Genomic DNA, 21,084 nt, shown 5'->3' with positions numbered 1-21,084 from the left:
CGGAGCGGACCCCCGCCCGCCGTAGACTCGCCGCATGCGCCTGCTCTTCGCCGGGACCCCAGACGTGGCGGTCCCGACCCTCGACGCCCTCCTGTCCTCCCGCCACGAGGTCGTCGCCGTCCTCACCCGACCCGACGCCCCGGCCGGCCGAGGTCGCCGCCTCACCCCCAGTCCCGTCCGCGCCCGCGCCGAGGAGGCCGGCATCCCCGTCCTCACCGACCGCCCCCGCACCGAGGGCTTCACCCAGGCGCTCGCGGACCTCGAGATCGACTGCGCACCCGTCGTCGCCTACGGCGAGATCCTGCCCGCCGACGTCCTGGCCGTCCCGCGGCACGGCTGGGTCAACCTGCACTTCTCCGTGCTCCCGGCCTGGCGCGGCGCCGCACCCGTGCAGCGCGCGATCATCGCCGGCGACGAGGTCACGGGCGCGACGACGTTCCTCATCGAGGAGGGCCTCGACTCCGGCCCCGTCCTCGGCACCACCACCGAGACCATCCGGCCCCGCGACACCGCGGGCGACCTCCTGGCCCGCCTCGCCGACTCGGGCGCCGGGCTCCTGCTCGCCACCCTCGACGCCATCGCCGACGGGGTCGCCGCCCCCGTCCCGCAGCCGCCCGACGGCGTGAGCATCGCCCCCAAGCTCCGCCCCGCCGACGCGCAGGTCCGTTGGGACCACCCCGCGCAGGCCGTCGACCGGCTCGTGCGCGGCTGCACCCCCGCACCAGGAGCCTGGACGACGCTGCCCGACGGCGCACGCCTCGGCCTCGGCCCCGTCACGCCCCGGCCCGACGTCACGGACCTGCCACCCGGCCACCTGCGCACCGGCAAGCGCGAGGTGCTCGTCGGCACCGCCACCCACGCCGTGCAGCTCGGCGACGTCGCACCCGTCGGCAAGAAGCACATGCCCGCCACCGACTGGGCCCGCGGTGCCCGCCCCGCAGAGGGCACCGTCCTCGGCGAGCAGGTGGCGGCATGAGCCCGCACGACTCCTCCCGCGGCCCCGCCCGCGACCAGCGCCGCGACGACCGCGGCCGGGAGCGCGGCGCCGCCCGCTCCCGCGGCGCCGGCCAGCGCAGCACCAGCGCCCCGTCCGCACGCCGCAAGGGCACCGACCCCGCCCGCAGCGCGGCGTACGACGTCCTGCGTCAGGTCGAGACCTCCGACGCCTACGCGAACCTCGTCCTGCCGCCCCTGCTGCGCGAGCGCGGCATCCGCGCCCGCGACGCCGCCTTCGCCACCGAGCTCGCCTACGGCACACTGCGGATGCGCGGGAGGTACGACGCGATCATCGCCCAGTGCGTCGACCGACCCCTGACGAAGATCGACCCCCCGGTCCTCGACCTGCTGCGCCTCGGCGTCCACCAGCTCCTCGGCATGCGCGTGCCCCAGCACGCGGCCGTCTCCGAGACCGTCGGCCTTGCCCGCGAACGCACCGGCGCCGGCAGCGCCCAGTTCGTCAACGCCGTCCTGCGCACCGTGTCCCGCACACCGGGGGAGCGCTGGACCGAACGGCTCGCCGAGCAGGCACCCGACGACGTCACCCGCCTCAGCGTCCTCGGGTCCCACCCCGTGTGGATCACCCGCGCCCTGCGCGAGGCGCTCGTCGGGCACGGTCGCCCCGTCGACGAGATCACCGCGCTCCTCGACGCCGACAACACCGCACCCCGCGTCACGCTCGTCGCCCGGCCCGGGCTCACCACCCCCCAGGAGCTGCGAGAAGGTGCCCAGGAGGGACTCGCACCCAGCCCCGCTCGCTGGGCGCCCACCGCGCTCGTCCTGCCCGGCAGCGACCCCTCGACGATCCCCGCCGTCCGCGACGGCCGCGCCGGCGTCCAGGACGAGGGCAGCCAGCTCGTCACCCTCGCCCTCGCCCACGTGGATCTCGACGACGGCGACGGCGACAGCCACGCCGACGGACCGGGCGGCACCGGCACCGAACGCTGGCTCGACCTCTGCGCCGGACCCGGCGGCAAGGCCGCCCTCCTCGCCGCCCTTGCCTCCGACCGCGGCGCCCACCTCGTCGCCAACGAGCTCGCCCCCCACCGCGCCCGGCTCGTCGAACGCGCCCTCACCGCCGTCCCCGACGGCACCACCGAGGTCCGCGTGGGCGACGGCCGCCAGATCGGCACCGACGAACCCGACACCTACGACCGCGTCCTCGTCGACGCCCCCTGCACCGGCCTCGGCGCCCTGCGCCGCCGCCCCGAGTCCCGCTGGCGACGCACACCGGCCGACCTCGCCGTCCTCACCGGCCTCCAGCGCGAGCTCCTCACGTCGGCGCTCGCGGCCGTACGGCCCGGGGGAGTGGTGGGCTACGTCACGTGCTCCCCGCACCTCGCCGAGACCCGTCTGGTGGTCGACGACGTCCTGCGCCGCCGGGACGACGTGGAGGTGCTCGACGCCCCGGCCGCGGTGCGGGCCGTCGTCCGTCCCGAGGCGCGCGAGACGATCGAGCTCGGGGACCGGCGCGACGTGCAGCTGTGGCCGCACGTGCACGGGACCGACGCGATGCACCTGACGCTCCTGCGCCGACGTCGCTGAGTGCGCTGACGGGTCCGGCACGTCAGACCCTAGGCTTGCGGTATGGCCGCACTCATCGCCCCGAGCATCCTGTCCGCCGACTTCGCGAACCTCGAGCGGGACCTCGCGGCGATCGGTACCGCGGACTACGCGCACGTCGACGTGATGGACAACCACTTCGTGCCGAACCTCACGCTGGGGCTGCCGGTCTTCGAGCGGCTGGCGCAGGTCTCGCCGATCCCGATCGACGCGCACCTGATGATCGCCGACCCGGACCGGTGGGCGCCGGGGTACGCGGAGGCGGGTGCCGCGTCGGTGACGTTCCACGCCGAGGCGGCGAACGCGCCCGTGCGGCTGGCCCGCGAGCTGCGCCGGCTCGGCGCGCGGGCGGGGCTCGCCCTGCGGCCGGCGACCCCGGTCGAGCCGTTCCTCGACCTGCTGCCGGAGTTCGACATGCTGCTCGTCATGACGGTCGAGCCGGGGTTCGGGGGGCAGTCCTTCATCGACGGGACCCTGCCGAAGATCGCCCGGGCCCGCGAGGCCGTCAGCGCGGCGGGCCTGGACGTGTGGATCCAGGTCGACGGGGGAGTGTCCCGCTCGACGATCGAGCGCGCGGCCGACGCGGGGGCCGACGTCTTCGTCGCGGGCTCCGCCGTCTACGGCGCCGAGAGCATCCCGGACGAGATCCAGACGCTCCGCGACCTCGCGGACGCGGCGTCGCACGCCCACTGAGGCGTCACCCGAGGCGTCACGATCTGGTCGACTTCCGTCGATCCGAGTTCCTCCTGAATAAATAGTGTGCCAAGCGCGCATGATGACACCGGTCAGCACACCGCCTGTCTCGCCATAGAGCCTGGACAGGGAGGGGGTGGGCTCATCGAGGGGAATGCGGCTGTGGCATCCTGTGTTCAGCAGTCAAGAGCAGTACGCATACACGTGCTCCGGGGTCGGTGTAATTCCGAGCCGGCGGTGACAGTCCGCGACCCGCACCCAGTGCGGTTGACCTGGTGGAACTCCAGGACCGACGGTGAAAGTCCGGATGGGAGGAAGTACGTGGCGGCTCGTGGAGCATCTCCGCGCGCCGTGGTGCCGTAGCGTCCGGGTCCGCCCGCGCTGCCCACCCCTCACCCCGGAGCCCTGTGCCCGAGAGGACGAGGAGGACGGGTGGCCCAGCAGGTCCACGAGGATCGCGGCGGAGCGCGGCTCACGGTCGACGAGGCCATGCGGCGAGCGCTGGAGCTCGCCGCGCTCGGCCCGGTGCACGGCCCGAACCCGCGCGTCGGTTGTGTCCTCCTCGCCGCCCCCGGGAACGACCGGTCGGACGCCCGCGCGGTCCTCGCCGAGGGCTGGCACCGCGGTGCCGGTACGCCGCACGCGGAGGCGGACGCCCTCGCCCGGGCACGGGCCGCCGGCGCCGACGTCCGGGGCGCGACGGCCGTCGTCACGCTCGAACCCTGCCACCACACCGGCCGGACCGGCCCGTGCTCGCTCGCCCTGGCCGAGGCCGGCATCGCCGAGGTGGTGCACGCCGTCTCCGACCCGAACCCGGTCGCCGCCGGGGGAGCGTCCTACCTCCGCGAGCGCGGGGTCCGCGTCACCGCCGGCGTGCGGGCGGCGGAGGGGCGCCGGCTGCTGGGGCCGTGGCTCGTGGCCGCCGAGCGCGGCACCCCGTACGTCACCCTGAAGCTCGCGACCACCCTGGACGGGCGTGTCGCCGCACCGGACGGGTCGAGCCGGTGGATCACCGGCGCGGCCGCGAGGGAGCACGCGCACGAGGTGCGCGCGTCGGTCGACGCACTCGCCGTCGGGACGGGCACCGTCCTCGCGGACGACCCGAGCCTCACGGCACGTCGTCCCGGTGACGGCGGCCTCGCGAGGCACCAGCCTCTGCGCGTCGTCGTGGGGAACCGGGAGGTGCCCGACGGCGCGCGGCTCCACGGTCCCGGCGGTGACCTCGTGCGTCTGCGCACCCACGACGTCCACGAGGTGCTGCGCGAGCTCGCCGCCCTCGAGGTGCGGCACCTGCTGGTCGAGGGGGGCCCGCGTCTCGCCACCGCCTTCCTGGCCGCGAGCGCCGTGGACGAGGTGCACGCGTATCTCGCGCCGGTGCTGCTCGGGGCGGGTCTGGGTGCGGTCGGTGATCTGGGTGTGCAGTCGTTGAGCAGCGCGTTGCGCCTGCGGACCGTCGAGGTGCGCCGGTTGGGGGAGGACGTGCTCGTGGTCGCCAGGGCACCGCGTGGTGCGGATGTGTCGTCAGTTCGAGGAACCGAGCAGGAGAAGTGATGTTCACGGGAATCGTGGAAGAGATCGGGTCCGTCCGAGGGATCGAGTTCCCCCGGGGGGACGGGCCGGAGGCCGACGCGGTGGTGACGGTGGAGGGTGCTCTGGTCGCGTCCGACGCGGGCCTGGGTGACTCGATCAGCGTCAACGGGGTGTGCTTGACGGTGACGAGCCTGCCGGGGGACGGGGTGTTCACGGCCGACGTCATGCCGGAGTCGTTGCGTCGGACGGCGTTGGGTGACCTGGTCCCGGGTTCGCGCGTGAACCTGGAGCGGGCGGTGCGGGCGGACACGCGGCTGGGTGGGCACATCGTGCAGGGGCACGTGGACGGCGTCGGGTCGCTGATCTCCCGGACGCCGGGTGCGCGCTGGGACGACCTGGTGTTCGCGGTGCCTGCCGGGTTGACGCGGTACGTGGCGGAGAAGGGCTCGATCGCGGTGAGCGGTGTGTCGTTGACGGTGACGCAGGTGGGTGCGGAGAGCTTCGGCGTCTCGCTGATCCCGACGACGCTCGAGGCGACGGTGCTCGGGGGGTTGGTGCCGGGGGACCGGGTCAACATCGAGGTGGACGTGGTGGCGAAGTACGTGGAGCGGTTGCTGGGGTCCGCGAGCGCCGAGGGGGTGCGGTCATGAGCGGTGTCACGGGCGAGCTGTCGGGCGAGTCGCCCGGGGTGTCGGTGGGGACGGTCGAGCAGGCGCTGGACGCGATCCGGGCGGGGCGTCCGGTGCTGGTGGCGGACTCTCCTGACCGGGAGAACGAGGCTGACGTGGTGTTCTCGGCGCGGGGTGTGACGCCGCAGTGGGTGGCGTGGACGATCCGGCACTCGTCGGGGTACCTGTGCGCGCCGATGCCGTCGGCGCGTGCGGATGCGTTGGAGCTGCCGTTGATGGTGCCGCACAGCCAGGATCCGCGCCGGACGGCGTACACGGTGACGGTGGACGCGGCGACGGGGGTGTCGACGGGCATCTCGGCGTCGGACCGGGCGCGGACGTTGCGGGTGCTGGCGGATCCGGCGTCGGGTCCGGTGGACCTGATCCGGCCGGGCCACGTGCTGCCGTTGCGGGCGGTGGCGGGTGGGGTGCTGCACCGTGCGGGGCACACCGAGGCGGCGGTCGACCTGGTGCGGTTGGCGGGCGAGGGCGAGGTCGGGGGCATCGCGGAGCTCGTGAACGACGACGGGTCGATGATGCGGCTCGCGGACGCGGCAGAGCTGGCCGAGCGGGAGGGCCTCGTGCTCATCACGATCGCGGACCTGGTGGAGTGGCGACGGGTGCACGACCCCGTGGTGGCCGAGCCGGACGCGGAGCCGGAGGCGGCGCGGGTGCACCCGACGAACGTCGCGGACCTGCCGACGGCGCACGGGCACTTCCGGGTGCACGGGTTCCGGGACGTCCGGACGGGCGCGGAGCACGTCGCGCTGGTGCCGGTGGACGTGCCCGAGGGTGCGGCGGGTGCTGCGCCGCTCGTGCGGGTGCACTCGGAGTGCTTGACGGGGGACGCGTTCGGGTCGCTGCGGTGCGACTGCGGTCCGCAGCTGCAGGCGTCCATGGAGCGGGTCGCGGCGACGGGCGGGGCGATCGTGTACCTGCGGGGGCACGAGGGCCGCGGGATCGGCCTGCTGGCGAAGATCGGTGCGTACGCGTTGCAGGACTCGGGCCTGGACACGGTGCAGGCGAACCTGGAGCTGGGGTGGCCCGCCGACCGGCGCGAGTACGGTGCGGCGGCGGCGATCCTCGCCGACCTGGGCCTGACCCGCATCACGTTGCTGACGAACAACCCCGCGAAGGTGACGGGTCTGACCGCGAGCGGGATCGACGTCGTCGGCTCGCACCGGCTGGAGGTGGGTCACGGGGTGCACAACCACTCCTACCTGCTGACGAAGAAGGTCTCGATGGGGCACCTCCTCGAGACGATCACCGGGTCGGGCACGAGCCCGGCCACCACCACGACGAACGAGGAGAACTCCTGATGAGCGGCGCAGGCGCACCGACGATCTCCGTGGACGGCACGGGCCTTCGGGTCACGGTCGTCGCGGCGAGCTGGCACACCGAGGTCATGGACGGGCTGGTGGCGGGCGCACGACGCGCTCTCGCGGCCGCGAACGTCACGCACGTCACGGAGGTGCGGGTACCGGGTTCGTTCGAGCTGCCCGTCGCGGCGTCGCGGGCTGCCGAGCGCGGCGCGGACGCGGTCGTGGCGCTGGGGGTCGTCATCCGCGGTGGGACGCCCCACTTCGAGTACGTGTGCTCCGCGGCGACGACGGGCCTGACGGACGTGTCGGTGCGCACGGGTATCCCGGTCGGCTTCGGCGTGCTCACGTGCGACGACGAGCAGCAGGCGCTGGACCGTGCGGGCCTGCCCGGGTCGCGCGAGGACAAGGGGGCAGAGGCCGTGGAGGCGGCCGTCGCCACCGCGGTCGCGCTGCGGCACCTGTAGCGGGACGAGCGCCCACCGGTGCCCGGTGGGCGGACCTGGCGCCCCCGGGTCCGCTCGCCGACTACCCTTGTCCCCGTGAAGACGTTCGAAGCCCTGTTCGCCGAGCTCACCGAGAAGGCCACCATGCGACCCGCCGGTTCCGGCACCGTCGCGCAGCTGGACGCCGGTGTCCATGCGATCGGCAAGAAGATCGTCGAGGAGGCGGCCGAGGTCTGGATGGCCGCCGAGTACGAGGGCGACGACAAGACCGCCGAGGAGATCTCCCAGCTCCTCTACCACCTGCAGGTCCTGATGGTCGCGAAGGGCCTGAGCCTGCAGGACGTGTACGCGCATCTGTGAGCACCTCGTGCGTCGCCCGCGTCCCCCGCTGACACCGGGGGTGCGCACGCCCGAGGTGCCCGGCCGTCGTCGTGCCCAGTGCTTCCCACCTACCTGATCGAGGAACCGTGCTCCGTATCGCCGTCCCCAACAAGGGTTCCCTGTCCGAGCCCGCCGTCGACATGCTGCGCGAGGCCGGCTACCGCCAGCGCCGCGACACCCGTGAGCTCGTGCTCGCGGACCCCGAGAACGACGTCGAGTTCTTCTTCCTGCGCCCGCGGGACATCGCGGTCTACGTCGGTTCCGGCACGGTCGACGCCGGCATCACGGGTCGCGACCTCCTGCTGGACTCCGGTGCGCACGCCGTCGAGCACATGCAGCTCGGGTTCGGCGGATCGACCTTCCGCTACGCGGCGCCCACCGGCGCGGTCACCTCGCTCCAGCAGGTCGCCGGCCTGCGGGTCGCGACGTCGTACGAGGTGCTCGTGGAGAACCACCTGCGCTCGCACGGCGTCGAGGCGTCCGTTGTGCACCTGGACGGTGCCGTCGAGTCCGCGGTCCAGCTCGGGGTCGCGGACGTCGTCGCGGACGTCGTGTCCACCGGCACGACCCTGCGTGGCGCGGGCCTCGAGGTGTTCGGCGACCCCATCCTCGTGTCCGAGGCGGTCCTCATCCGCCCGCGGTCGGCCGAGCCCGCTGCCGGGCTCGAGGTCCTGAGCCGGCGGCTGCAGGGGGTGCTCACCGCGCGCAAGTACGTCCTCATGGACTACGACGTGCCGGTCTCGCTCGTCGAGCAGGCCGTGGCCATCACGCCCGGCCTGGAGTCCCCGACGGTCTCGCCGCTGCACGACCGCGACTGGGCCGCGGTGCGGGCCATGGTGCGCCGCGACCAGACGAACCAGGTGATGGACGCGTTGTACGACGTCGGCGCACGCGCGATCCTGGTGACGTCGATCCACGCCTGCCGCCTGTAGCGACCAGACGTCGACTCGCCGGGACCTCACTGCCAGGGTCACTCACGGACAGGGCACTCACGAAGAGGGAGGCCAGCCATGGACGGGGACCAGCGGGACCATCAGGACACCGCCGGGCAGGACCCGTACCGCACGTTCCGGCCCCGCTTCGGGCTCGTGGTCTCCTGGGCGACGACCACAGTGATCCTCGGCGGCTGCGTCGTCCTCGCGGTCGTGACGACCGGGCCGCTCGCGAGCGTGGGCAACCGGATCTCGCTCGTCCTCTTCGGGCTCCTGTGCGCCCTGCTGCTCTGGCGCCTCGGCGGTGTGCACGCCGACCCCTCGCCGACAGGGCTCGTCGTCCGCAACGTCGTCTACACCCGTCGGCTCGACTGGGCCGAGATCCTCTCCGTCGACTACGGCAGCGGCGACCCCTGGGTGCGCCTCGACCTCACCGACGGCAAGACGCTCGCCGTGATGGGGATCCAGCGCGCCGACGGCGAGCGCGGGGACCAGGAAGCACGCCGCCTCGCCGCACTCGTGCAGGCGCACGGCGAGGCCATGGACCGCTGAACGACACGATGCCCCCGACCGTGAACGGTCGGGGGCATCGTGTCGTGCTACTCGTCAGGCAGTGCGGTGCCGCGGCTTGCGCTCGGCACCGTCGCGCGGTGCCCACTCACGACGCTCGGTGCGACGCTCGTCGTGGCGGCCCGCCGGGCCGTGCGCGCCGCGCGGGCGGTCACCCGTGGGGCGAGCGGTCCGTGCGCGCGAGACGGGTGCGCCCTCGTCCAGCTTGATGCGCAGCGGCTTGCCGGCCACCCGCGCGCGGGAGATGCGGTCCATCGCGTCCGCGTCGAGCGGCGCGAGGATGTCGACCAGCGAGAAGCTCGGGAAGATGTCGATCTTGCCGACGTCCGACCCGTTGAGCCCTGCCTCGTTCGTCAGCGCACCGACGATCCCGCCGGGCTGAGCGCCGTGCGTGTGCCCGACCGACAGACGGTAACGGGTGCCGGCCGCGTCGCGGCGGACCCCACGAGAACGCTCGGGACGGTCGCCCTCACGCCGAGGACCGCGCACGTCGGCCGTCCTGCGAGCGGCGCGAGCCTGCTCACGCTCGGCCTCGAAGCGCTCCTGCTCCTCGCGGGCACGCGGGCCGTCGTCGCCCACCGCGAGCGCCGCGAGGGCGGCCGCGAGCTCGATCGGGTCGATGCCGTGCTCGGTGACGTACTCGCGGACCAGCCCCTGGTACATCGACAGGCGGCCGGCCTCCTGGCGGGCGGCGACCTGCGTGAGCAGCGAACGGACCTTGTGCGCCGACACGTCGGCGGGGGAGGGGATCTCCACCTCTTCGAGCGTGGCGCGGATCGTGCGCTCGATGGAGCGCAGGCGGCCGCGCTCCTGCGGGGTGACGAAGCTCATGGCCTCGCCCGTGCGTCCGGCGCGGCCGGTGCGGCCGATGCGGTGGACGTACGCCTCGGGCTCGCCGGGCAGGTCGAAGTTCACGACGAGGCCGATGCGGTCGACGTCGAGGCCGCGGGCGGCGACGTCGGTGGCGACGAGGACGTCGAGGGCGCCAGAGCGCAGGCGCTCGACGATCTTCTCGCGGTCCTTCTGGGCGACGTCGCCGGAGATCGTCGCGGCGGACACGCCGCGCTCGACGAGCGCCGACCCGACCTCTTCGGCCGCGCCGCGGGTGCGCGTGAAGACGATCGCGGCGTCCGCGTCGGAGGTGGCCAGGATGCGCGCGAGCGCACCGGTCTTGTGCCGGAACGGCACGACGGCGTACGTCTGGCGGACGCTGGTGACGGTGGAGGACTGCCGGGTGACGGCGATCTCGACGGGGTCGTTGAGGTGCTGGGCGGCGACCCGGCGGATCTGCGGGGGCATCGTCGCGGAGAACAGCGCGACCTGACGCTTGGTGGGTGCCTGGCCGAAGATCTTCTCGACGTCCTCGGCGAAGCCCATGCGGAGCATCTCGTCGGCCTCGTCGAGGACGAGGTAGCGGATGTCGTCGAGGACGAGGCTGCCGCGCTCGAGGTGGTCCATGACGCGGCCGGGGGTGCCGACGACGACCTGGGCCCCGGCGCGCAGGGCGCGCTGCTGCGGCTGGTACGGGGAGCCGCCGTAGACGGCGACGACCTGCAGGCCGTCCACGTGCGCGGCGAACGTCTCGATGGCCTCGGCGACCTGCATCGCGAGCTCGCGGGTCGGGGTGAGGACGAGGGCCTGCACGCGGCGGAGCGACGGGTCGAGGGCCGCGAGCATCGGGAGGCCGAACGCGGCGGTCTTGCCGGTGCCGGTCTGCGCGACGCCGGTGATGTCGCGTCCCGAGACGAGGGCGGGGATCGCCTTCTCCTGGATCGCGGAGGGGATGGTGAAGCCGAGGTCGGTCACCGCGCGCAGGATCGTCGCGGGCAGCCCGAGGTCGGCGAAGGTGACGGACGCGGGGGCTGCGGCGTCGGCGGGGAGGGTGGAGTCGGTGTCGAGGGCGCGCGAAGGCGTGCTGATGTCAGCAGTCATGAGTCTGTGGGGACCGTTCGTCGAGGTGGTGGGAGTTCCATGCGGGCGCCTCTGATGGCACACACGAGGCCGACTCCCGAACACACACTGGTGACCCGCGCACGATGGGCGGGGCACTCTCACACGAACACGCGGGAAAGGCGACGAACTCCAGAACCACTGATACTACCGGACGTCGTCGTGCGAGCGTCAGGTGCGGACCGGTGACCTCGCTCACGGGTCGGCCGCACCGTCCGCCTCGTAGCCGGACACTCCGCGGCGTTTCATCCCGTTGGGCATGTTTTGCGGTGCGTCGCGCGTGGACGGTCCGCAAATGTCGGGGTTCCGGCGTGCCACGATCGTAGGATGGGCGCACGAGCAGCGGCCCGACGGGTCGCTGCGGGGAAGCGAGCGACGGACGGTGGGCGTGGCACCTGGGCAGGAGATCAGCTCCCGAGTCCTCACCGTCCCCAATGCCATCAGCTTCCTGCGGCTGCTGCTGGTACCCGTCTTCGCCGTCCTCATCGTCCAGGGTCACGACGTGTGGGCGCTGGTCGTCCTCGCCGTCTCCGGCGCCTCCGACTGGCTCGACGGTGTCCTCGCCCGCCGCATGAACCAGGTCACCAAGCTCGGTCAGGTGCTCGACCCCGCGGCCGACCGACTGTTCATCCTCGTGACGATGCTCGGGCTCGCGTGGCGCGACATCGTCCCGATCTGGCTCGTCGTGCTCATCGTCGGGCGCGACCTCGTGCTGCTCGCCCTGCTGCCCGCTCTGACCCGGCACGGGTACGGCCCGCTCGAGGTCAGCTTCGTCGGCAAGGCCGCGACCTTCGCGCTGCTCTACGCGTTCCCGCTGCTCCTGCTCGCCGAGGCGCCAGGCACGCTCGGGCTCGTCGCGTCGGTCGTGGGCTGGGCGTTCACCTGGTGGGGCGTCGGGCTGTACTGGCTCGCAGGCGTGCAGTACGTCCGCCAGACCCGCACCCTCCTGCGGGGGGAGCGGTCACGGTGAGCTCTTCCACCGACCCCCGACCCGCGCGCCCGCCGGTCGACGCGTCGATGACGCTGCTGACAGAGGTCATGCAGCGTCCTCTCGACCCGGGCTATGCCGAGGTGGCGTCCCGGCGCGCAGCCGGGACCGAGCCTGCCCGGGGTGCCGGGACACGCGGCCTGCTCGTTGCGCTCGCCGTCCTCCTCGGGCTGGTCACCGCGAGCGCCGCCGTGGACCTGCGGGCCCCGCAGCCGGCGGTGATCGAGGCGCGGGGCGTGCTGGAGCAGGAGATCACCGACCGTCGCGGCGAGGTCGAGGCGTTGGTCGCGCAGGAGGCGTCGCTCGACGCCGAGATCGACCAGCTCCAGACGAGCGCGCTGTCCGAGCGCAGCCCCGAGCTTCTCGAGACCCTGCGGCGGGACGCGTTCGTGACCGGTTCCGTCGCCGTCGAGGGGCCCGGCGTCGTGATCACCCTGCGGGACGCCTCCGGTGGGCTGGTCGACCCGGACGCCGCGGACCCCAACACCAAGGTCCAGGACGTGGACCTGCAGCGCGTCGTCAACGCGCTGTGGGCCGCGGGCGCCGAGGCCGTGGCGGTCAACGACCAGCGTCTGACGCCGTTGAGCGCGATCCGCAGCGCCGGCAGCGCGATCCTCGTCGACCTGCAACCCCTCATCGGCCCGTACCGGGTCGTGGCCATCGGCAGCTCGGACGGCATGCAGACCCAGTTCGCACGCTCGGGCACGTCCGACTACCTGCGGGTGCTGTCCTCGCAGTACGGCATCCAGTCGAGCGTCATCGGCCAGAGCTCCTTGGAGATGCCCGGAGGGTCGACCGCACGGCTGTTCTACGCGCGCCCCGTAGACTCGCTCACCGACGGCGGGACCGGGCCCGGGCCGGACGACGAGCCTGACGACGCCGCTGCACCCGGGGTGCTTCCCGGCGACGGTGACGTGTCGTGGGAAGACCTGCTCGGCGGAAGCCCGAGCTCACGATCAGGGCAGGAGAGCGTTGAATGATTGCAGTCGTCGGGCTGGTGATCGGCGTGGTCGCGGGTCTTGTGCTCCAGCCGACCGTCCCTGTCTACCTGCAGCCCTACCTGCCGATCGCGGTCGTCGCGGCGCTCGACGCGCTCTTCGGCGGACTGCGCGCGATGCTCGACGGGTTGTTCGACGACAAGGTGTTCCTCGTGTCGTTCCTGTCGAACGTCGTGGTCGCCGCCCTGATCGTCTTCCTCGGCGACCAGCTCGGTGTGGGCACCCAGCTCTCGACCGGTGTCGTCGTCGTGCTCGGCATCCGGATCTTCTCCAACGCGGCGGCGATCCGCAGGCACCTGTTCAAGGCGTGAGGGCATCGATGACGAGCCGCCGAGCAGCAGACCCTGGCCCGAGGACGCGACGATGACCCGCACCCCCGACGAGGACCGCGCGCCCGAGGACCGCAGCGCGTCCGACGCCGTGCCCACCGACGGGACCACCGGGACCGCTCCCGAGCCGACAACCGACGGCGCCTCGGATCCTGCTGCGCAGGACACCGCAGCGGACTCCGAGATCGACGGCGACGAGCACGTCACCGACGTGACGGGGGGCGCGGCAGTCGACACGGACGGCGCCGTCGCTGCCGACGAATCGACCGACTCTCTCGACGTCCCTGCTGCCGATGCCGACGCCGATGCCGACGCCGATGCCGACGTCCCTGCTGCCGACGCCGCTCATGCCCCGGTCCTGACGACGCCTGCCCCGGTGATCTCGGCTCCGGTGAGCGAGCACACCCAGACCTCGGTGTCCACGACAGGCTCCGGGGCAGACGACAAGACCGGGGCAGGGTCCGCCGCCGACGTCCGCTCGTCGGACGACTCGTCGGACGAGCTGTCGGGACGGGCTGCGCCGGAAGAAGGAGCGCAGGCCGAGGTGGATGCTCGGGGCGCCGAGGACGCGGGAGCCGAGCAGAGCGGCACCCGCGTGCCGGCGGCGACCGCCACGCCGCCGGCCGACGCGTCGTCGGAGCCCGCGCCCCACGGTCGCCACGCCTCGACGCCCGCGAGCGCCGAGGACGCGAGGCCGACGGGGTGGGCGGCGGTGCGGGCGACGCTGCACCCGCGCCCGACCAGGGCGCAGGTGCTGGCCGGTCTGCTCTGCGCGATCCTGGGGTTCGCGCTGGCGGTCCAGGTGAGCCAGACGCAGGAGGACCAGCTCTCGACGCTGCCGCAGTCGGACCTGGTCCGGTTGCTCGACGAGACGACGCAGCGCGCCGCGGAGCTCGAGGACCAGGTCTCGAGCCTGCGGGCGACGCGGGACGAGCTGCAGTCCGGTACGGGCCGTCAGCGTGCGGCCCTCGAGCTCGCGGAGCGTCAGGCGCAGACGCAGGGCATCCTCTCCGGGCGGCTGCCGGCGCAGGGTCCCGGCCTGGAGATCGACATCACGGAGTCCGGCCAGCGGGTGGGTGCGCTCAAGCTGTTCAACATCCTCGAGGAGCTGCGCAACGCGGGCGTCGAGGCGGTCCAGCTCAACGACATCCGGCTCGTCACGAGCAGCTACTTCGAGGAGGTCGACGGCGAGATCGTCGTCGACGGTCGGGTGATCACCCCCCCGTACCGGTGGGTGGCGATCGGTGAGCCCTCCACGTTGGAGACGGCGTTGGAGATCCCCGGCGGCGCGATGGCGTCGGTGCGCAACGACGGTGCCCGGCCGGTGATCCGCCAGCAGGACCAGGTCGAGGTCACGGCGACCCGTGAGCCGTCGGACCCGGAGTTCGCGACACCTGTCCCGGCAGAGGACGACTAGGACTCGGGAACGGTGGGCGCACGCTTCCCGAGCGTCGACCGGTCGGGGTAGGTTGAGGAGATGGCGTGCGCGCGTCACCGTGACGTTCGACCATGGTGACCTGCACGTGTAGTAGTTTTTCGGGTGTGGGGCGATTGCTCCCGATGTGTCGACGCTCCCCAAGGAGGCGAGATGACTGTCCCTGGTGGTCTTCCGGAACAGCGAGCGGTGAGTAGCGACACCACGATCACGTTCGGTCGCATCGAGGTCACGGCGGACGAGCAGGTGCAGCCGGGAGGGCTGAGCCCGGAGGAGCAGGCCGCGATCGCCGCCCTGCCGCGTCACTCGGCGCTCCTGATCATGCAGCGTGGCCCGGTCGTGGGGGAGCGGTTCCTCCTCGACGCCGACCGCACGGTCGCCGGACGCAGCGAGCACGCCGACATCTTCCTCGACGACGTCACCGTCTCACGCAAGCACGCGGAGTTCGTCCGTGAGAGCGACGGCTTCCTGGTGCGGGACGTGGGCTCGCTCAACGGCACGTACGTCAACCGCAACCGCATCGACGCGGTGGGCCTGACGACGGGTGACGAGGTGCAGATCGGCAAGTACCGCCTGACGTTCCACGCGAGCCCGCAGGCTGCTGCAGAAGGTGTGGCAGACCGCCCGTGAACCGCCCTGCCTTCTCCCTGAGCGCGGTCGGACCGTCGCCGGACGACGATCCTCAGGAGGTCGCCGCCGAGCCGTGGCCGCAGGGTATCTCCCGCACGCCGAGCATGCGGATCTCCGACGTGCTGCGCGTGCTGCGCGCGGAGTTCCCGACGGTGAGCCACTCCAAGCTGCGGTTCCTCGAGGAGCAGGGGCTCATCGACCCCGTCCGCACCGCGTCCGGTTACCGCCAGTACAGCCCGGCGGACGTGGAGCGGCTGCGCTACGTGCTCGTCGAGCAGCGCGACCGGTACCTCCCGCTGAAGGTCATCAAGGACAACCTGGCGGCGCTCGACGCCGGGACGGAGACCGACAGCCCTGCGCCCCGGTTGGCGACCACCGAGGGTGAGGCGGAGGTCCGCCCGCCGCGGCAGCGGTACTCCGTGGAGTCCCTCGCGGCGGCGGCGGGGACCGATGCCGCGCTCGTCGAAGGGCTGGTCGAGGCGGGCGTCCTGCGGCAGGCGCCCGGTGGGCAGCTCGACGCGTGGGCGCTGGACGTCGTCATCCTCGCCGCCGGGCTCGGCGAGTACGGGATCGAACCCCGCCACCTGCGCTCGCTGCGCACGGCCGCGGACCGGCACGTGGGACTCGTGCAGCAGGTCGTCGCTCCGTGGCGCAGCCAGCAGACCGCGTCCGCGCGGGCCCACGCCGGCACGGTCGCCACGGAGGTGGGCGAGATGTGCGCGAAGCTGCACACGGTCTGGGTACGGCAGGGAATCTCCGACCTCACCTCTTGACGGTCACCTGACGCGACGGCGCTGCGCGTCGTACGGTGGGACGGTGACCGACGACGTGCCGATGGTGCCTGTAGAGGTCCTCGGCGTGCGGCAGCAGCAGCGGGACCAGGAGATCGTCGTGCTGCTCCTCGACAGCGCCGCAGAGCTCGTGGTGCCGATCGTCATCGGCCCGCGGGAGGCGAGTGCCATCGCGATGGCGCAGGCGGGGATGCCGACCCCTCGACCGATGACGCACGACCTGCTGCGCGACCTGCTCGATGCCGTGAACGTGCGGCTCGATCGCGTCGAGATCGTGGCTCTCGAGAACGGCATCTTCTTCGCCGAGCTCGTCCTGAGCAACGGTATCCGGCTCGACTCCCGCGCCTCGGATGCCCTCGCGCTCGCCGTGCGGACCGTGAGCCCGGTGATGTGCTCCGCCGAGATCGTCGCCCTCGCCGGTGTCGAGGTGGTCGATCTCGCGCAGAAGAAGGAGATGGAGCGTTTCAAGGACTTCCTCGACCACGTCACGCCCGAGGACTTCTCGGCCAGCGGCGACGAGTGAGGACACGGTCTCGTCGATCGAGGAGGATCACGGGACCAGAACAGAACGAGCAGGACAGAACGGACCCTCAAGCACAACCTGAGGGTGAGGGTTTGGACCGGAGCGGGCGAAGACCCGCGACACGCCGGACCGCAAGGGCCGCAGTCGTTGACGACCCCGCAGGGCGGCCATAGCGTGGGCGTGGACATCATCCTTGGAGGCACAGTGAACAGCAGCGGCGAGATGAGCGCCGGGCACGGTCCCGCGATCCCGCAGGGCGCACAGGGACTGCTCTTCGGGGAGGACATCACCGAGCAGGACACGACGACCGGGTACCGCGGGCCGACCGCCTGCCGTGCCGCAGGGATCACCTACCGCCAGCTCGACTACTGGGCCCGCACCGGCCTCGTCGAACCCACCATCCGCCCCGCGACCGGATCCGGTACCCACCGCCTCTACGGGTTCCGCGACATCCTGGTCCTCAAGGTCGTCAAGCGACTCCTCGACACCGGCGTCTCGCTGCAGCAGATCCGCACCGCCGTGGAGCACCTGCGCGAGCGCGGCGTCGAGGACCTCGCGCAGATCACGCTCATGAGCGACGGGGCGAGCGTGTACGAGTGCACGTCGGCCGACGAGGTCGTCGACCTCGTCCAGGGCGGCCAGGGAGTGTTCGGCATCGCTCTCGGTCGTGTCTGGCGCGAGGTCGAGGGCACCCTCTCCGAGCTGCCCACCGAGTCCCTGCACGAGGAGGACCCGGCCCCGGCGAGCCCGCAGGACGAGCTCGCTCAGCGCCGTCGGGCACGCACCGCGGGCTGAACCTGGCCGCCGGCGTCACGGGAGTGCCGCGCCCACCCCGTGACGTGGCAGTATCTCCGGTGAACCACGGCGGTCTCCGCCGACGCCGGAGCACGCGCGACGCGCGCGGGCCCTCGAACAGGGACGAGGTAGCACGTGTTCGAGAAGATCCTGGTCGCCAACCGCGCGGAGATCGCGGTCCGCGCATTCCGCGCCGCCTACGAGCTCGGCGCACGGACGGTCGCCGTGTTTCCGCACGAGGACCGCAACTCCGAGCACCGGCTCAAGGCCGACGAGGCCTACCGCATCGGCACGGAGGGCCACCCCGTACGGGCCTACCTCGACGTCGCCGAGATCATCCGGGTCGCCCGCGAGTGCGGGGCCGACGCGATCTACCCCGGCTACGGCTTCCTCTCGGAGAACCCCGACCTGGCCCGGGCGTGCGACGAGGCGGGGATCACGTTCGTCGGGCCCCCCGCGGAGGTCCTTGAGCTCGCAGGCAACAAGGTTCGCGCCCTGCAGGCCGCGCGCGACGCCGGCATCCCCGTCCTCGCCTCCAGCGCCCCCTCCGCGGACCCCGCGCAGCTGATCGCGGCGGCGCCCGACGTCGGGTTCCCGATCTTCGTCAAGGCCGTCGCCGGGGGCGGCGGGCGGGGCATGCGCCGCGTCGACGACGCCGCGGACCTCCCCGAGGCGTTGGCCGCGGCCATGCGCGAGGCCGACAGCGCGTTCGGTGACCCGACGGTCTTCCTCGAGCGGGCCGTGCTGCGCCCGCGTCACATCGAGGTCCAGGTGCTCGCGGACTCCACCGGCGAGGTCGTGCACCTCTACGAGCGCGACTGCTCGGTCCAGCGCCGCCACCAGAAGGTCATCGAGATCGCCCCCGCACCGGACCTCGACCCAGCCGTCCGCGATGCGCTGTGCGCCGATGCCGTGACCTTCGCCCGCGCCATCGGGTACCAGAACGCCGGCACCGTCGAGTTCCTCGTCGACACGGTCGGGGACCGCGCCGGCCAGCACGTGTTCATCGAGATGAACCCGCGCATCCAGGTCGAGCACACCGTGACGGAGGAGGTCACGGACATCGACCTGGTGTCCTCGCAGATGCGCATCGCCGCGGGCGAGTCCCTCGGCGACCTCGGGATCCAGCAGGAGGACGTGCGCGTCAACGGCGCCGCCCTGCAGACCCGCATCACCACCGAGGACCCCGCGAACGCTTTCCGGCCCGACACCGGGCGCATCGTCGCGTACCGCTCGCCGGGCGGCGCGGGCGTGCGCCTCGACGGCGCGACGGCGACGGCCGGGTCGGAGATCAGCGGGCACTTCGACTCCATGCTCGTCAAGCTCACCTGCCGCGGACGCGACTTCCCGACGGCGGTGCGCCGCGCGCGCCGCGCCCTCGCCGAGTTCCGCATCCGCGGCATCAGCACCAACATCTCGTTCCTGCAGGCCGTGCTCGCCGACCCCGACTTCGTCGCCGGGGACCTGTCGACGTCGTTCATCGACGAACGCCCCCGCCTGCTCGCCGCACGCGCGAGCGCCGACCGCGGCACCAAGCTGCTCGGGTTCCTGGGCGACGTCACCGTCAACCGGCCCCACGGCGCCGCACCGGGCCGGCTCGACCCCCGGGCGAAGCTGCCGCGCGTCGACCTCGAGACCCCGCCGCCGCCCGGCACCCGCCAGCAGCTCGCCGCGCTCGGCCCCGACGCGTTCGCCCGCGCCCTGCGGGCCGAGGCGGCGGTGCGGGTCACCGACACGACCTTCCGCGACGCGCACCAGTCGCTCCTCGCCACCCGGGTCCGCACCCACGACCTCGTCGGCGTCGCCCCGCACGTCGCCCGCCTGACCCCCCAGCTGTGGTCCGTGGAGGCCTGGGGCGGCGCGACGTACGACGTCGCGCTGCGCTTCCTGGGCGAGGACCCGTGGGAGCGGCTCGCGGTCCTGCGAGAAGCCCTGCCGAACATCAACCTGCAGATGCTGCTGCGCGGACGCAACACCGTGGGGTACACCCCGTACCCGGCCGAGGTCACGAGCGCGTTCGTGCGCGAGGCCGCGAGCACCGGCATCGACGTGTTCCGCATCTTCGACGCGCTCAACGACGTCGAGCAGATGCGACCGGCCATCGACGCCGTGCGGGAGACCGGCACCACCGTCGCCGAGGTTGCCCTGTGCTACACCGGCAACCTGCTCGACCCCCGCGAAGACCTCTACACCCTCGACTACTACCTGCGGCTCGCCGACCGCATCGTCGCCGCCGGCGCGCACGTCCTGGCCATCAAGGACATGGCGGGGCTCCTGCGGCCGGCCGCCGCGACCGCGCTCGTGACCGCGCTGCGCGAGAGGTTCGACCTCCCCGTGCACCTGCACACCCACGACACCGCCGGCGGGCAGACCGCGACCCTGCTCGCCGCCGTCGCGGCCGGCGTCGACGCCGTGGACACCGCGAGCGCCGCGATGGCGGGCACGACGAGCCAGCCGTCGGCGTCCGCGCTCGTGGCGGCTCTCGAGCACACCGAGCGCGCGACGGGTCTCGACCTGGGGGCCGTCGCGGACCTCGAGCCGTACTGGGAGGCGGTCCGGCGCACCTACGCACCGTTCGAGTCCGGGCTGCCCGGGCCCACCGGCCGTGTCTACACCCACGAGATCCCGGGCGGGCAGCTGTCGAACCTGCGTCAGCAGGCGATCGCGCTGGGTCTGGGGGACCGGTTCGAGCAGGTCGAGGCCATGTACGCGGCCGCGGACGGGATCCTGGGGCGCCTGGTGAAGGTCACGCCGTCGTCGAAGGTCGTCGGGGACCTCGCGCTGCACCTGGTCGCCGCCGGTGCGGACCCTGCGCACTTCGCCGCCCGCCCACAGTCCTACGACATCCCGGACTCCGTGATCGGGTTCCTCTCCGGGGAGCTGGGGGATCCGCCGGGTGGGTGGCCCGAGCCGTTCCGCACGTCCGCGCTCGCCGGGCGTGCGGTGCACCGGGCGAGCGCCCCGCTCACCGCCGAGGACCTCGCCGCGCTGGACGGGACGTCGAGCGAGCGGAGGCGGCGCCTGAACCACCTGCTGTTCCCCGGCCCTGCGGCGGAGTACGAGACGTCCCGCACGACGTTCGGTGACGTGAGCGTCCTCGACACCGTCGCCTACCTGTACGGGCTGGAGCCCGGCCAGGAGGTCGAGGTCGCGCTCGGGCGCGGGGTCAAGCTGCTCGTCGGTCTCGAGGCCGTCGGGGTTCCCGACGACAAGGGCATGCGGACCGTGATGTTCACCCTCAACGGGCAGCTGCGCCCGCTGCAGGTGCGGGACCGGTCCGTCGACGTCACGGCCCGCACCGCGGAGAAGGCGGACCCCGCGCAGCCGGGTCAGGTCGCCGCGCCCTTCGCCGGAGCGGTGACGCCGATCGTGAGCGCGGGGGACCGGGTCGCGGCGGGTCAGACCGTGGCGACCGTCGAGGCCATGAAGATGGAGGCGGCCATCACGACGCCTGTCGCGGGCACCGTCGAGCGTGTGGCCATCGGCACGGTGCAGCAGCTCGAGGGCGGTGACCTCGTCCTGGTCGTGACGTGACGGCCGTGTTCCT

General features: G+C 73.0%; 20 protein-coding genes and 1 riboswitch. Of the genes, 19 read left to right on the top strand and 1 reads right to left on the bottom strand.

The annotated features are described in order from the left end of the window. Nucleotides 1-34 precede the first annotated feature (34 nt). The 10 genes from fmt (at nucleotide 35) to OHL10_RS05890 (ending at nucleotide 9,080) form a co-directional block, all read left to right on the top strand. Entirely contained in the window at nucleotides 35-976 is a 942-nt protein-coding gene (gene fmt / locus OHL10_RS05935) for a methionyl-tRNA formyltransferase (RefSeq protein ID WP_265521254.1), read from the top strand. Then, a complete protein-coding gene (locus OHL10_RS05930) occupies nucleotides 973-2,541 on the top strand; it encodes an RsmB/NOP family class I SAM-dependent RNA methyltransferase (RefSeq protein WP_265521253.1) in 1,569 nt (522 codons plus the stop codon). The genes fmt and OHL10_RS05930 overlap by 4 nt, the downstream gene beginning before the upstream one ends. A 42-nt stretch (nucleotides 2,542-2,583) precedes the next feature. After that, entirely contained in the window at nucleotides 2,584-3,252 is a 669-nt protein-coding gene (gene rpe, locus OHL10_RS05925; protein ID WP_265521252.1) for a ribulose-phosphate 3-epimerase, read from the top strand. Nucleotides 3,253-3,452: 200 nt separating this feature from the next. Next, nucleotides 3,453-3,577, top strand: a riboswitch (FMN riboswitch). 164 nt (nucleotides 3,578-3,741) lie between these two features. Next, the gene (gene ribD, locus OHL10_RS05920; protein WP_265521453.1) at nucleotides 3,742-4,803 is read left to right on the top strand and encodes a bifunctional diaminohydroxyphosphoribosylaminopyrimidine deaminase/5-amino-6-(5-phosphoribosylamino)uracil reductase RibD; all 1,062 of its coding nucleotides are present in this window, start codon (nucleotides 3,742-3,744) and stop codon (nucleotides 4,801-4,803) included. Then, entirely contained in the window at nucleotides 4,803-5,432 is a 630-nt protein-coding gene (locus tag OHL10_RS05915) for a riboflavin synthase (protein WP_265521251.1), read from the top strand. Before ribD ends, OHL10_RS05915 begins: the two co-directional genes overlap by 1 nt. Beyond that, on the top strand, nucleotides 5,429-6,769 hold the full coding sequence (gene ribB / locus OHL10_RS05910) for a 3,4-dihydroxy-2-butanone-4-phosphate synthase (protein WP_265521250.1): 1,341 nt from the start codon (nucleotides 5,429-5,431) through the stop codon (nucleotides 6,767-6,769). Before OHL10_RS05915 ends, ribB begins: the two co-directional genes overlap by 4 nt. Next, nucleotides 6,769-7,236: a 6,7-dimethyl-8-ribityllumazine synthase gene (gene ribH / locus OHL10_RS05905; protein ID WP_265521249.1), complete on the top strand. Its 468-nt coding sequence runs from the start codon at nucleotides 6,769-6,771 to the stop codon at nucleotides 7,234-7,236. The genes ribB and ribH overlap by 1 nt, the downstream gene beginning before the upstream one ends. A gap of 75 nt (nucleotides 7,237-7,311) precedes the next feature. Next, nucleotides 7,312-7,575, top strand: coding sequence for a phosphoribosyl-ATP diphosphatase (locus OHL10_RS05900; RefSeq protein ID WP_265521248.1), 264 nt, complete (start codon nucleotides 7,312-7,314; stop codon nucleotides 7,573-7,575). A 107-nt stretch (nucleotides 7,576-7,682) separates the two neighbouring features. Next, nucleotides 7,683-8,528, top strand: coding sequence for an ATP phosphoribosyltransferase (gene hisG, locus OHL10_RS05895; RefSeq protein ID WP_265521247.1), 846 nt, complete (start codon nucleotides 7,683-7,685; stop codon nucleotides 8,526-8,528). Nucleotides 8,529-8,606: 78 nt separating this feature from the next. Further along, nucleotides 8,607-9,080, top strand: coding sequence for a PH domain-containing protein (locus OHL10_RS05890; protein ID WP_265521246.1), 474 nt, complete (start codon nucleotides 8,607-8,609; stop codon nucleotides 9,078-9,080). A 54-nt stretch (nucleotides 9,081-9,134) separates the two neighbouring features. Here OHL10_RS05890 and OHL10_RS05885 read toward each other — a convergent pair whose 3' ends face one another. Then, the gene (locus OHL10_RS05885) at nucleotides 9,135-11,030 is read right to left on the bottom strand and encodes a DEAD/DEAH box helicase (RefSeq protein ID WP_265521245.1); all 1,896 of its coding nucleotides are present in this window, start codon (nucleotides 11,028-11,030) and stop codon (nucleotides 9,135-9,137) included. A 406-nt stretch (nucleotides 11,031-11,436) separates the two neighbouring features. Between OHL10_RS05885 and clsA the strand changes: the two genes are divergently transcribed. The 9 genes from clsA (at nucleotide 11,437) to OHL10_RS05840 (ending at nucleotide 21,071) form a co-directional block, all read left to right on the top strand. Further along, nucleotides 11,437-12,018 (top strand): cardiolipin synthase ClsA, encoded by a 582-nt coding sequence (gene clsA, locus OHL10_RS05880; RefSeq protein WP_265521244.1) that lies wholly within the window; start codon nucleotides 11,437-11,439, stop codon nucleotides 12,016-12,018. Further along, a complete protein-coding gene (locus OHL10_RS05875; protein WP_265521243.1) occupies nucleotides 12,015-13,016 on the top strand; it encodes a DUF881 domain-containing protein in 1,002 nt (333 codons plus the stop codon). The genes clsA and OHL10_RS05875 overlap by 4 nt, the downstream gene beginning before the upstream one ends. Next, on the top strand, nucleotides 13,013-13,345 hold the full coding sequence (locus OHL10_RS05870; protein ID WP_265521242.1) for a small basic family protein: 333 nt from the start codon (nucleotides 13,013-13,015) through the stop codon (nucleotides 13,343-13,345). The genes OHL10_RS05875 and OHL10_RS05870 overlap by 4 nt, the downstream gene beginning before the upstream one ends. 52 nt (nucleotides 13,346-13,397) lie before the next feature. Next, a complete protein-coding gene (locus tag OHL10_RS05865) occupies nucleotides 13,398-14,780 on the top strand; it encodes a DUF881 domain-containing protein (RefSeq protein ID WP_265521241.1) in 1,383 nt (460 codons plus the stop codon). A gap of 171 nt (nucleotides 14,781-14,951) precedes the next feature. Then, nucleotides 14,952-15,428: an FHA domain-containing protein gene (locus OHL10_RS05860; RefSeq protein ID WP_265521240.1), complete on the top strand. Its 477-nt coding sequence runs from the start codon at nucleotides 14,952-14,954 to the stop codon at nucleotides 15,426-15,428. Continuing rightward, on the top strand, nucleotides 15,425-16,201 hold the full coding sequence (gene ftsR / locus OHL10_RS05855) for a transcriptional regulator FtsR (RefSeq protein WP_322645523.1): 777 nt from the start codon (nucleotides 15,425-15,427) through the stop codon (nucleotides 16,199-16,201). The genes OHL10_RS05860 and ftsR overlap by 4 nt, the downstream gene beginning before the upstream one ends. Nucleotides 16,202-16,262: 61 nt before the next feature. Further along, nucleotides 16,263-16,742, top strand: coding sequence for a bifunctional nuclease family protein (locus OHL10_RS05850; protein ID WP_265521451.1), 480 nt, complete (start codon nucleotides 16,263-16,265; stop codon nucleotides 16,740-16,742). 222 nt (nucleotides 16,743-16,964) lie between these two features. Next, a complete protein-coding gene (locus OHL10_RS05845) occupies nucleotides 16,965-17,537 on the top strand; it encodes a MerR family transcriptional regulator (RefSeq protein WP_265521450.1) in 573 nt (190 codons plus the stop codon). A 135-nt stretch (nucleotides 17,538-17,672) separates the two neighbouring features. Beyond that, on the top strand, nucleotides 17,673-21,071 hold the full coding sequence (locus OHL10_RS05840; RefSeq protein WP_265521239.1) for a pyruvate carboxylase: 3,399 nt from the start codon (nucleotides 17,673-17,675) through the stop codon (nucleotides 21,069-21,071). Nucleotides 21,072-21,084: the final 13 nt, after the last annotated feature.

Origin of the sequence: Oerskovia flava (assembly GCF_026163685.1) — a bacterium.
Classification (GTDB): Bacteria; Actinomycetota; Actinomycetes; order Actinomycetales; family Cellulomonadaceae; genus Oerskovia_A; species Oerskovia_A flava.
Note: the sequence above shows the minus strand (reverse complement) of the source record. Positions and strands in the feature narration are given on the sequence as shown.